The sequence below is a fragment of the Sunxiuqinia dokdonensis genome (genome assembly GCF_001270965.1).
GTDB classification, from domain to species: Bacteria; Bacteroidota; Bacteroidia; order Bacteroidales; family Prolixibacteraceae; genus Sunxiuqinia; species Sunxiuqinia dokdonensis.
In genome coordinates this window covers 1-11,183 of the sequence record NZ_LGIA01000084.1, presented here as the reverse complement: position 1 = coordinate 11,183, position 11,183 = coordinate 1, and the positions used below count along the sequence as shown (strand labels likewise).

Genomic DNA, 11,183 nt, shown 5'->3' with positions numbered 1-11,183 from the left:
TTGCTCCAATAAAAGGATATGAAGGGAAGCTACCTTACCATCTTGTTTCTGCTTTTCGCGTCTTTACTTTTCAGCCAAAACCCGAATTTAAAAATCGCGCTGATCAAATACAAAGGCGGTGGCGACTGGTATGCTGACCCAACCGCCCTGCCCAATCTCATCCGGTTTTGCAATTTGGAGCTAAAAACCAATATTGATCCCAATCCGGCAACCGTTGAACCCGGTAGCATTGAGCTGTTTAATTATCCGTTCGTCCACCTGACCGGGCACGGGAATGTAATTTTCACCGAAGAAGAGAGCCAAAATTTGAGGTTGTACCTCGAAGCAGGCGGTTTTTTGTACATTGATGACAATTACGGGCTGGATCAATATATCCGACGAGAAATGAAAAAAGTTTTTCCTGACCAGGAGTTTGTGGAACTCCCACCCGACCACCCGATCTACAGCCAAAAATACCAGTTCGAAAATGGCTTGCCAAAAATTCATGAGCACGACAATAAACGCCCCCAAGGCTTTGGCCTGTTTATTGAAGGCCGGCTGGTTTGCTTTTACACTTACGAATCGGACTTGAGCGATGGTTGGGAAGATCCGTCGGTTCATAACGATCCGCCGGAAGTGAGAAAAAAGGCGCTCCAAATGGGAGCCAATCTTATTTCCTATGTTTTCGGCCATTAATATCAACCATAAAACAACAACGTGAAAGTACTAGCTATCAACGGAAGTCCGCGTAAAAACGGCAACACCAAATTGTTAATTGATCGGGTATTTGCGCAACTGCACGAAGCAGGAATCGAAACTGAATTGTACCAGCTTGGCGGCAAACAAGTGCATGGTTGCACGGCTTGCGGCAAGTGTCGCGAGATAAAAAATGGGCGCTGTCATATTAAAAATGATGCCATTAATGAATGTATCGAAAAAATGCTGAAGGCCGATGGCATTTTGCTGGGCTCTCCGGTTTATTTTGCCGACGTAAATACCGAAATGAAGGCGCTGATTGATGTTGCCGGATATGTGACCCGTGGAAATGGCCATTTACTCAAACGCAAGGTAGGTGCAGGATTATTGGCTGTTCGGCGTGGCGGGCAACTCCATGCCTTCAATACGCTCAATAATTTTTTCCTGATCAGCCAAATGATTGTGCCCGGTTCAAGTTACTGGAATTTCGCCGTAGGTGGCCCGCAAGGCGCTGTTCTTGACGACGAGGAAGGCTTGGAAATCATGAGTACGCTGGGTGAAAATATGGCTTGGCTTTTAAAAAAGCTAAAGGACTGAATTGAATTGAACTATGCGACTATCAACTTGTTTTCAACAGTAAAACAAGGATTATGAATTGGAATAAAGAAACAGAGAAAATAACGAAAGAATTTACGTTCAAGAATTTTAAGGAAGCTTTGGCTTTTGTTAATCAAGTAGGCGATTTGGCAGAAAATATGGACCATCATCCCGACATTTTGCTTCATTCCTACAAAAAAGTGACGATTAGTTTGACCTCGCACAGCGATGGAAAAGTCACTGAAAAAGATCACCAGCTGGCTTCGAAGATTGACGAAATTTAGCAGATAACATCTTTAAAAAGGGATTTTCGACGACGGATGCATGAAAACTTTTTATTGCTTGTGCCTCTGAGCAAAAATGATTCCTGAACCAAAAAAGCGGATGGGAATCAAACAAATATGGTAAATGAAACTAAAAGTAAAGTTCAAATTCCTTTTTAAAAATATTCTGAAAGGATTGCTGTGGATGGCAATTCTGGCTGTTTTGTATTTGTTGGCCAAAGAATATATCGTTAGCGACAACCAAGAGGTTTGGCTGGAACGATTTTATAGCCGTCCACTATTAATCTACGGAATTTATATTGGTTCTGAAGTTTTTTTCGGCCTGTTTCCACCCGAAATATTCATGCTGTGGGCCTACTTCAAAGGCGATACCTGGCACTACGTTTTCAACCTTCTGTTTTTTGCGGGCATATCGTATGGAGCTGGATACCTGGCATTTTTGGTGGGTCGATACTTGCGCCGCGTTGTAATGTTCCGTTTTTTGGGTCGAAAATTTTTCAGTAGATACTGGCCCTTGTTTCGCAAGTATGGCTCCTTCCTGATTCTCACGGCAGCACTCACTCCGCTTCCCTGGTCGCTCATCAGCATGCTGGTTGGAACCACTGAATTTCCGATGAAACGGTACCTGAATTTTGCCCTGTTTCGGATTTTGAGATTTGGAATTTATGGCTATATTATTTTTCAATCCCATCAATTTGCATGACATCCGGTAAAAACAGAAAGTCTGATGAATGCCACCATGCCATTCGCCAATTTCAGTCGATGAAATGGAAAAACAGTAAAGCCAATTAGGTTCTCCGGTCCTGGACTGGACGAAGAAACCACTCTGCATTCCGATTTGTTTGATTAGCGAATCCGGTCAATCGAACGAATCAGCGCCTCGTCTTTTCCGATATTTCGAATCGCCAGATAGTCCAAAATAATTGCAATCAACGGAAAAACAACAGCAATTTTAAAGCTTACTTCAAAACCTTTGAAGCTGTAAAAGGTGAAAAAATAAAACATCCCGAACAGACCCAGCATCAATAAAATGGCAAAAACAAGCAAGCGCATTTGACGAATCCGCTTCTTAAACAGGAATATAGCCACAAGATGAATAATGAGAATAATGCCCACGAACAACAGAATTGGAAGCCCGCTTTCAACGACCACTCCATCGTGCATAATTCCTTGTATATTAAACAAATAAAACTTATCATTGGCGGCAATTTCGGCGAACGGCAGCGCAAATAAAAGTCCGATTAGAATCGAGGCAAAAAGTATGTAAAGTGTTTGAATACGTTGAATCATGGTTATAAATTTTGTGACAAAATTACATTTTTGACCAAATGTGGCAACAGCAAAGTTGAAAAGTTTTGATTTAACATCAAGCGTCGTGTTTCCGGCATCAGATGATCCATCTGTCCAATAAACAATAACCAAATTCCAATCAACCAATCATTGCCAGAAACTCATCTTCGGAAATAACCGGAATGCCCAGCTTTTCGACTTTTTGCATTTTGGAAGGACCAACGTTGCTTCCACCAAGCAAATAGGACGTGCTTTTTGAGATTGAACCGACATTTTTCCCTCCGTGCTGCTCAATCATTTTCTTGAGCTCATCACGCGAGTGCTTTTCGAAGGTACCCGAAATCACAATACTCAGTCCTTCGAGCCTCGTGCTTCGTCCTTCCAAACTACTTTCGTGTAGTTTAAATTGAAGCCCCTGGGCTTTCAATGCTTCGACCAGCCTGCGGTTTTCTTCCTTGTCAAAATACTGCCGGATGCTTTCCGCAATTCGCCCGCCAATTTCATCAATATCAATCAATTCTTCATAACTGGCGTTGGCAATGGTGTCGATATCCACCAGTTTGTTAGCCAATTTTTTGGCCACTGTTTCGCCCACAAAACGAATTCCCAGGGCAAAGAGCACCCGTTCGAAAGGAATTCCTTTAGATTGTTCCAGGCTTTTCAAAATGCGTTCGGCCGATTTTTCGCCCATGCGTTCCAGCACGGTCAATTGTTCGGCCTTCAGAAGATAAAGATCGGCGATGTTATGGATCAATCCCTGACTGAAGAGCAAATCGATGGTTTCCTGTCCCAAGCCATCAATATCCATCGCCTTTCGGCTGATGAAGTGTTCGATCTTGCCCTTGATTTGCGGGGCACAGCCCGTTTCGTTCGGACAATAATGGGCGGCTTCACCTTCGTTGCGCACCAGTTCGGTGTCACACTCAGGGCATTGCCTGATGAATTGAATTTTCTCAGCTTCCGGCTGGCGTGCTGATTCATCCACACCCACAATCTTGGGAATAATCTCGCCACCTTTTTCAACAAAAACCACATCATTGAAGTGCAAATCCAGTTTTTCGATGATATCGGCATTATGCAGCGAGGCACGTTTAACCGTTGTTCCGGCCAGCAGCACCGGGCTCAGGTTGGCCACCGGGGTGACTGCACCGGTGCGTCCAACCTGGTAGCTCACCGATTCGAGTTTGGTAGCCACCTGTTCGGCTGTAAATTTATAGGCAATGGCCCATCGCGGCGACTTGGCGGTGAATCCCAGGTTGTTTTGCAGCCTGCGCGAGTTCACCTTAATCACAATACCATCGGTGGCTACAGGCAGATCAAAACGGGCCGTATCCCAATAACTGATGTAGTCGATCACCTCATCAATGTTCCGACATTTTTTGGTGTGCGCCGATACTTTGAACCCCCACTCTCCTGCCTGCTGAATGGTTTCGTAGTGTCCATCTTCGGACAAGTTTTCGCCCAAAACATAGTAGAAATAAGCATCCAACTTTCGCTTAGCCACTTCGGCCGAGTTTTGCATTTTAAGCGAACCCGAAGCCGTGTTGCGCGGATTGGCGTAAAGCTGTTCGCCAGCTTCTTCGCGGGCTTTGTTCAGCTCGGCAAAAACCTGGAAAGGCAACAGCACTTCGCCCCGAATTTCGAATGTTTCAGGATAGGAGTCACCCTTTAATGTCAACGGAATACTTCGGATGGTACGCGCGTTCGACGTTACATCATCGCCTTTTTCGCCATCGCCACGGGTAACAGCCCGCACCAACTGGCCGTTTTCATACAGTAAACTGATGGATGCTCCGTCAAACTTCAACTCACACACATAATCGAAAGCTTCGCCAATCGTTCGCCGGATTCGCGCATCAAACTCCTGCAATTCACCCGTTGAGTAGGAATTGCTTAAGGACAGCATGGGATAGCGGTGCTTAACCTGGCTAAACTCTTGATTGATATCGCTGCCCACACGCTGGGTCGGCGAATTTGGATCCTGAAATTCAGGATGTTCATCTTCCAGTTTTTCCAGTTCTTTCAATTTCATGTCGAAATCAAAATCACTGATTTCCGGGCTGGAAAGGACATAGTATTTATAATTGTGTGCTTCGAGTTCACTGCGCAGTTGGTTGATCTTTTTCAGGATATTTTCGGTCGTCATGATTTCAAATTTGGCCTAAAAATACGAAAACAAGTTCGGATGAAAATTAGTTTCTTTGTATAAAAGTTTATTCCGGATGCTGAGCAGAAACTGAACACTGAGATTGGATCCTTGATAAACGTCGCAAAACATTAGAATAATCTAATTGAATTAAAATATGAAACGAATCATTTCAACACCCAACGCCCCGGCTGCTATCGGCCCTTACAGCCAGGCAATTGAAGCCGATGGAACCTTGTACATTTCGGGACAAGTGCCGCTCGATCCGGCAACTGCCAAAGTTGTTGACGGCGGGATTGCAGCGCAAACCGAACAGGTGATGAAGAACATTGGCGCCATTTTGGAAGCCGCTGGGTACTCGTTTACCGACGTGGTCAAATCAACCTGCCTGCTAAGCGATATGGCTAACTTTAAAGCCATGAATGAAGTTTACGGGAAATACTATGCTGAAAATCCGCCGGCACGTGCCGCGTTTGCCGTGAAGGAATTGCCTTTGGGCGTATTGGTAGAAATAGAAACCATTGCTGTAAAATAGTCTATTTGGGAAGTGATCTGTTACGGGGCAGCTTCACGGTGAACCGGCTTCCTTTTCCCGGCTTAGAATGAACTAACAGCTGACCATTCAATGCTTCGACGATGCCCTTGCTGATGGCTAAACCCATACCAAAACCCGCGCCGGTATCTTTAAAACCCGCGCTTTGTTTGAAGCGTTCGAATATATTGCGTTCCCCGGATGTGTCAATTCCCGGACCAGTGTCCTCTATTGAAATCTGCACTTCCTGTTTGTCAAACTCATATCCGATGGCAATCCAGCCTTTCTCTGTATATTTCAATGCGTTATCCATCAGGTTAACCAATACCTGCATGATTCGCGCCGGATCTGATTCAAGATACACCGGTTCCGAATCGAGGTCATTCAAAATCTTTAGTTCCAGTCCTTTCCGTTCAAATGGTTTTTTACTGATGGTGTAGGCTTTGATGAGGTTATCAATTAATTGGTTAATCTCTACTTGCTGGATGTTAATTTCCAGCTGATTTTCCTGAATCCTGGAAATTTCCATGATATCGTTAATGATTTTCAATAACTGCTTTCCGTTCAGGTTGATGTGCCTGGCGTACAATTTTCGCTCGTCAATTGATGTTTGGTCTTCTCCAATCAGGTTGGCAAAACCCATGAGCCCATTCAAGGGGGTTCGGATCTCATGCGACAGGTTCGACAAGAAAGCCGTTTTCAATCGATCCGATTCCTCCGCCTTCATCTTGGCTTTTCTGAGATCTTCGGCCAACTTATTCCTGCGTTTCAGCTCACCACGGATCAGCAGATAGAGCAAAGCGGCCGTCACTGCAATATAAAACCAGCCTTTGTAATTTTGAAGTTTTGTCAGCAAACCGACATCGCCCGAAACAATAAATACCAGGATATGATCTGAGGTTAAAATCCACAGGAAACCAAGAATGAAGTAGGCAATCGCAATTTTCAGAGCAAAAAAACGTTTCATAGTCCTGTGATTTAAGCCGATAAACACGTGTTTACGACTGAGCCAGTTTGTCAAACAAATTCGTTACTTTTGACTTATAGTAAATAAAATTAAATCTATTTTTCTTATTTTCAAAACATGATCACGTGTAAAGGAACACATTTTATAAAAGATGGTCACCTCTTTCCGGTTGAACTGGTTGAAGTTTTAACAACCGACGCCATTTTAATTTATGAAGTTGCGCGGGTGGTCGACCGCATTTGCTTGTTTGTGGAAGATCACTACCAGCGGCTGGTCAATTCGGCAAAGCTGGCAGGTATCCCCTTAAAAATCACTTTAAATGATTTTGCAGAGACAATCAAAACATTAACCGAAGCCAACGAAATCGCAGACGGGAACGTGAAAATTTTGATTCAATACGGGAATGGACAGCAAGGTGCTTTTTTCTACTTCATTCCGCAGGCCTATCCAACCGCAGGCGATTATTTTCATGGTGTAAAAACTGATTTTTTAATGGCCGAACGAAACCTGCCTGGTGCAAAAACTGTCCAACAACGGCTGAGGGATGAAGCCAATGCCGCAATTTTGCAAAGCGGGCTTTTTGAGGTGATTCTGGTCAATTCCGAAAACCAAATCATGGAAGGTAGTCGCAGCAATATTTTCTTTGTAAAAGGAAATAAATTTTACACGCCACCATCGGAGTTTGTTTTACCAGGCATCACCCGTCAAAAAGTGATGGAGTGCTTGGCCACGCTGAAATTCCCCTGCATGGAGAAGACAATCAATAGAAATGAAATTACAGCATACGATTCGGTTTTTCTGACCGGAACATCACCCAAAGTGCTGCCGGTTTCATCAATTGGCAACCAAAAATTTGAAACTCAAAACCAGGCAGTTCAACAACTGATGAAAGCTTACGACGCAAAGATTCAATCCTACATTAAAAACTACAAAACAAAAGGATTGTAAAGGCTTTGTAAAGAAATTCAAATTCGACTCAAAATCGACCAAATTTCATGTCCCATTTTCTGAATATGCCTATATTTGTTAGCCTTAAAATCGATCATTGAATATCTCAACATAAAAAATCAACGAATTACTAATCTTTTGAATAATTACAGCTATGCCTGACTTTAAGTATCAAAAACCGTTTCCTATCTTAAAAGATACCACGCCTTACCGACTATTAACCACCGACTATGTATCGACTGTTGAAGTTGATGGCAGGAAAATTTTAAAAGTTGATCCGAAAGGCTTGGAATACCTTGCCAAGGAGGCTTTTGCTGATGTCTCTTTCTTTTTGCGTCCAACGCACCTTGAAAAATTGAAGCACATTCTGACGGATGATGAAGCATCGGACAATGATCGCTTTGTGGCCCATACCATGCTCATGAACCAAGTTGTTTCGGCTGAAGGAGAGCTGCCCACCTGCCAGGACACCGGAACCGCCATTGTCGTAGCCAAAAAAGGCGAAGATGTTTACACCGGAGCAACCGATGCCGAACATTTGTCGAAAGGAATTTTTGATACCTATCAAAACCGGAACCTGCGCTATTCTCAGGTTGTTCCTTTTTCCATGTTTGAAGAAAAGAATACCGGCAATAACCTGCCCGCTCAAATTGACATTTATGCTGAAAAAGGCAACACCTACGAATTTCTGTTTGTTACCAAAGGTGGCGGCTCAGGCAATAAAACCTTCTTGTATCAGCAAACCAAATCGTTGCTGAACGAAGAAAACCTGGCCAAGTTTGTCAAAGAAAAAATTAAAGACCTGGGAACGTCGGCTTGCCCGCCGTATCATTTGGCTTTGGTGATTGGAGGAACTTCGGCCGAAGCCACTTTGGCTACCGTAAAAAAAGCATCGGCGGGTTACTACGACCATCTGCCAACCGAAGGCAACGAAGGTGGCCAGGCATTCCGCGATTTGGAATGGGAAGAAAAAGTACAGAAAATTTGCCAGGACAGTGAGATTGGCGCCCAGTTTGGCGGCAAATATTTTGTGCACGATGTTCGCGTTGTCCGTTTACCACGCCACGCGGCTTCTTGTCCTGTAGGCTTGGGCGTTAGCTGTAGCGCTGACCGTAATATTAAAGCGAAAATTACCGAAGAAGGCATTTTTGTGGAGCAGCTCGAGAAAGATCCGGCCAAGTATCTGCCCGAACAAGCACCCGAATTGGCTCCGGCGGTTGACATCGACCTGGATCGCCCCATGGACGAAGTACTCGCCGAGCTGAGCAAATACCCGATTAAAACCCGCCTGAACCTGAAAGGAACGCTAATCGTTGCCCGTGACATGGCACATGCCCGCTTGAAAGAAATGATTGATGCAGGTCAGGAAATGCCGGATTACTTCAAAAAGCATCCGGTTTATTATGCCGGCCCTGCAAAGACTCCGGCCGGTATGGCTTCCGGAAGTTTTGGCCCCACAACTGCCGGACGTATGGATCCGTATGTTGATTTGTTTCAAAGTTTGGGCGGATCCATGATTATGCTGGCCAAAGGCAACCGCTCGCAACAAGTGACCGACGCCTGCCAGAAGTATGGTGGTTTTTACCTGGGATCGATTGGTGGCCCTGCAGCAATTCTTGCAAAAAGCAACATCAAATCGGTTGAAGTGGTCGATTTTGAAGAACTGGGAATGGAAGCCATTCGCAAGATACGTGTGGAGAATTTTCCCGCATTCATCATTGTTGATGATAAGGGAAATGATTTTTTCAAACAAATTTAAGTTGCTTGAATTTGATATTTTGAATGAAACAAGATTTGACGAAAGGGCATTCCACGGTGCTGGAATGCCCTTTCTTTATGGCCTTTTCAAATGTAAGCAGGCACCGCCACGAGTTTCAAAATAACAAAATCAACAGGCAAACAGACGATCAACCGCAACTTAGCCAGCTTGTGGTGGTATAACATTTGTGTTTATTACAGCTCAGATCAAAACATAGAAAATTATGAGATATACAACAATTAGCTTAATCGTACTGGCAGTCATTTTTGTGACTGGATGTGGCGCTCCAAAAGTCACAACATCATACCAAAGCCTTGCTGAACAAGCGGTGGCTGAAGGAAATTTTGAAGCAGCAACCGAAAACTGGCGCTTATTTTTCAAACAGCAATTGCTAAATGAAAACGAAGTGGCACCAGAGCATTACGCCCAAGCCGGTAAAATGGCTTTCCGCGCCAATCAACCTGATTTGGCACTGGAGTGGTTTCAACAGGCGGAATATGGGAATTACGCCGATGCCGGCATGTACCTTGATTTGGCCGACATTTACAAAGAGAAGGGTGATTTGAGAAAAGAATTGGAAGCGCTGGAGTTTTACCGTCGCAATTATCAGGATGAAACAGACCTGGAAGGCGTGAACAGCCGGTTATTTCAGATCTATATCCAAGTAAAGGATGATGAAAGAGCCGTGGAAATTTGGCCTCAAATGCGATTGGAAGACCGTAAAAAAGAAGACAATCTTTCCAGGTATTTCACCATTCAGCGACAGCTGGATAACCAGTCCGTGAGCGATTCAATCGCAGAAGAACTGCTGGAAGTCAATCCAAAACATGTCCCTGCCCTGGAATGGTTAGGAATGAAGTACTACAACCAGGCGGAAGAACGCTACCAACGCGAAATGAAAAAATATGAAGCCAACCACACACGGGTTCAGCACATTAAGCTAACGCAGGAGTTGAAAACGGTAACTGCTGATTTTCGAAAAGCGCTGGACTACTTTAAGCCCTTGTGGGAAATTGATCAAAACGCCCGCTATGCAGCTTATCTGGTTAATATTTATAGCCGATTTGAAGATCCGGACACGGCCAATTATTATCGCAAATTTCTGGACTAATCAGCTTCAAAATAAACCAAAGCGAACGGAAAAATCTGTCTTTCTGATTTAGGACGAATCCGATGAAAATAGTATCTTCGCCGAGACAAAAAATTAGAATTTATGTTGAAAGGAATTATGTCGATATCAGGCCAGCCAGGGCTTTTTAAACTGGTAGCCGAAGCAAAGAATAGTATCATTGTGGAATCGTTGGTCACCGGAAAAAGAATGCCGGCCTACTCCACTTCAAAAATCAGCGCGTTGGACGACATCGCGATATTCACCGAAACAGGCGAGGTGCCATTAAAAGAGGTTCTTAAATCCATTTCAGAAAAGGAAAACGGAGGACAAGCAACGATTAAAGGTTCGGGCAAGGAGCTCAAAACCTATTTCGAAGAAATCCTGCCCGAATACGACAAGGATCGCGTGTATGTTTCCGATATGAAAAAAGTTATTCAGTGGTACAACTTGTTGCAAAACAAAGAGCTTCTGAATTTTGATGAAGAATCCGAAACTGACGAAAGCAAAGAGTCAGAACCGGAAGCCTAAGGTTTTTTCGACCCAATAAAATAAGGAAGTAGCCAACCTTGCTTTTAAGCGAAGCAGGTTTGCTACTTTTTTTTATTATGCTGAAATTTGATGGCATGGAACAACAAATTATCAGCGATATCATCAAAAAATACCAATCTGAATTTTCCGAAGAGTTGGTCATTTCCAACAGGCAATCGGTTGGCGGGGGTTGTATCAGCCACAGCGTAAAACTGGAGACCAACCACGGCCTTTTCTTTTTGAAATGGAACGCCAATACTCCCGATGATTTGTTTGTGCGCGAAGCTGAGTCACTGCGCGAACTGGGTGAGGCAGAACAATCCGATTTAATTAGTCAATCCTTAAA

14 protein-coding genes are annotated in these 11,183 nt (G+C 44.0%); 11 read left to right on the top strand and 3 right to left on the bottom strand.

The genetic code is table 11. The features are described from left to right. The first annotated feature begins 18 nt into the window (after window positions 1-18). The 4 genes from NC99_RS06950 (at window position 19) to NC99_RS06935 (ending at window position 2,259) form a co-directional block, all read left to right on the top strand. Window positions 19-675, top strand: coding sequence for a DUF4159 domain-containing protein (locus tag NC99_RS06950; RefSeq protein ID WP_053181427.1), 657 nt, complete (start codon window positions 19-21; stop codon window positions 673-675). A gap of 21 nt (window positions 676-696) precedes the next feature. Further along, window positions 697-1,272 carry a flavodoxin family protein gene (locus NC99_RS06945; RefSeq protein WP_053181424.1) on the top strand — a complete coding sequence of 192 codons (576 nt, stop codon included), beginning with the start codon at window positions 697-699 and terminating at the stop codon, window positions 1,270-1,272. A 53-nt stretch (window positions 1,273-1,325) separates the two neighbouring features. Continuing rightward, on the top strand, window positions 1,326-1,556 hold the full coding sequence (locus tag NC99_RS06940; RefSeq protein ID WP_053181422.1) for a 4a-hydroxytetrahydrobiopterin dehydratase: 231 nt from the start codon (window positions 1,326-1,328) through the stop codon (window positions 1,554-1,556). Between the two features lie 124 nt (window positions 1,557-1,680). Further along, window positions 1,681-2,259, top strand: a complete 579-nt coding sequence (locus NC99_RS06935; RefSeq protein WP_053181419.1) for an SNARE-associated domain-containing protein — start codon at window positions 1,681-1,683, stop codon at window positions 2,257-2,259. Window positions 2,260-2,402: 143 nt separating this feature from the next. Here NC99_RS06935 and NC99_RS06930 read toward each other — a convergent pair whose 3' ends face one another. Both NC99_RS06930 and ligA read right to left on the bottom strand, forming a co-directional pair. Continuing rightward, complete coding sequence (locus tag NC99_RS06930; RefSeq protein WP_157624598.1) at window positions 2,403-2,846, bottom strand: DUF4293 domain-containing protein; 444 nt, start codon at window positions 2,844-2,846, stop codon at window positions 2,403-2,405. 139 nt (window positions 2,847-2,985) lie between these two features. Next, window positions 2,986-4,992, bottom strand: a complete 2,007-nt coding sequence (gene ligA, locus NC99_RS06925) for an NAD-dependent DNA ligase LigA (protein ID WP_053181413.1) — start codon at window positions 4,990-4,992, stop codon at window positions 2,986-2,988. Between the two features lie 157 nt (window positions 4,993-5,149). Between ligA and NC99_RS06920 the strand changes: the two genes are divergently transcribed. Continuing rightward, window positions 5,150-5,527 (top strand): RidA family protein, encoded by a 378-nt coding sequence (locus NC99_RS06920; RefSeq protein ID WP_053181409.1) that lies wholly within the window; start codon window positions 5,150-5,152, stop codon window positions 5,525-5,527. 1 nt (window position 5,528) lies between these two features. On the opposite strand, the gene NC99_RS06915 is transcribed toward NC99_RS06920, so the two are convergent. Beyond that, window positions 5,529-6,491: a sensor histidine kinase gene (locus tag NC99_RS06915; protein WP_053181406.1), complete on the bottom strand. Its 963-nt coding sequence runs from the start codon at window positions 6,489-6,491 to the stop codon at window positions 5,529-5,531. A gap of 117 nt (window positions 6,492-6,608) precedes the next feature. Between NC99_RS06915 and NC99_RS06910 the strand changes: the two genes are divergently transcribed. From NC99_RS06910 to NC99_RS06890, 6 genes are all read left to right on the top strand, one after another. Beyond that, window positions 6,609-7,439 (top strand): aminotransferase class IV, encoded by an 831-nt coding sequence (locus NC99_RS06910; protein WP_053181403.1) that lies wholly within the window; start codon window positions 6,609-6,611, stop codon window positions 7,437-7,439. Window positions 7,440-7,593: 154 nt separating this feature from the next. Further along, complete coding sequence (locus NC99_RS06905) at window positions 7,594-9,198, top strand: fumarate hydratase (RefSeq protein WP_053181400.1); 1,605 nt, start codon at window positions 7,594-7,596, stop codon at window positions 9,196-9,198. A 23-nt stretch (window positions 9,199-9,221) separates the two neighbouring features. Next, window positions 9,222-9,380, top strand: coding sequence for a hypothetical protein (locus NC99_RS21850; RefSeq protein WP_157624595.1), 159 nt, complete (start codon window positions 9,222-9,224; stop codon window positions 9,378-9,380). Window positions 9,381-9,421: 41 nt separating this feature from the next. Next, the gene (locus tag NC99_RS06900; protein ID WP_053181398.1) at window positions 9,422-10,309 is read left to right on the top strand and encodes a tetratricopeptide repeat protein; all 888 of its coding nucleotides are present in this window, start codon (window positions 9,422-9,424) and stop codon (window positions 10,307-10,309) included. A gap of 102 nt (window positions 10,310-10,411) precedes the next feature. Continuing rightward, on the top strand, window positions 10,412-10,837 hold the full coding sequence (locus NC99_RS06895) for a DUF5606 family protein (protein ID WP_053181396.1): 426 nt from the start codon (window positions 10,412-10,414) through the stop codon (window positions 10,835-10,837). 95 nt (window positions 10,838-10,932) lie between these two features. Continuing rightward, window positions 10,933-11,183: fructosamine kinase family protein (locus NC99_RS06890; RefSeq protein WP_162231169.1), on the top strand; the 251-nt coding region annotated here is incomplete at its 3' end.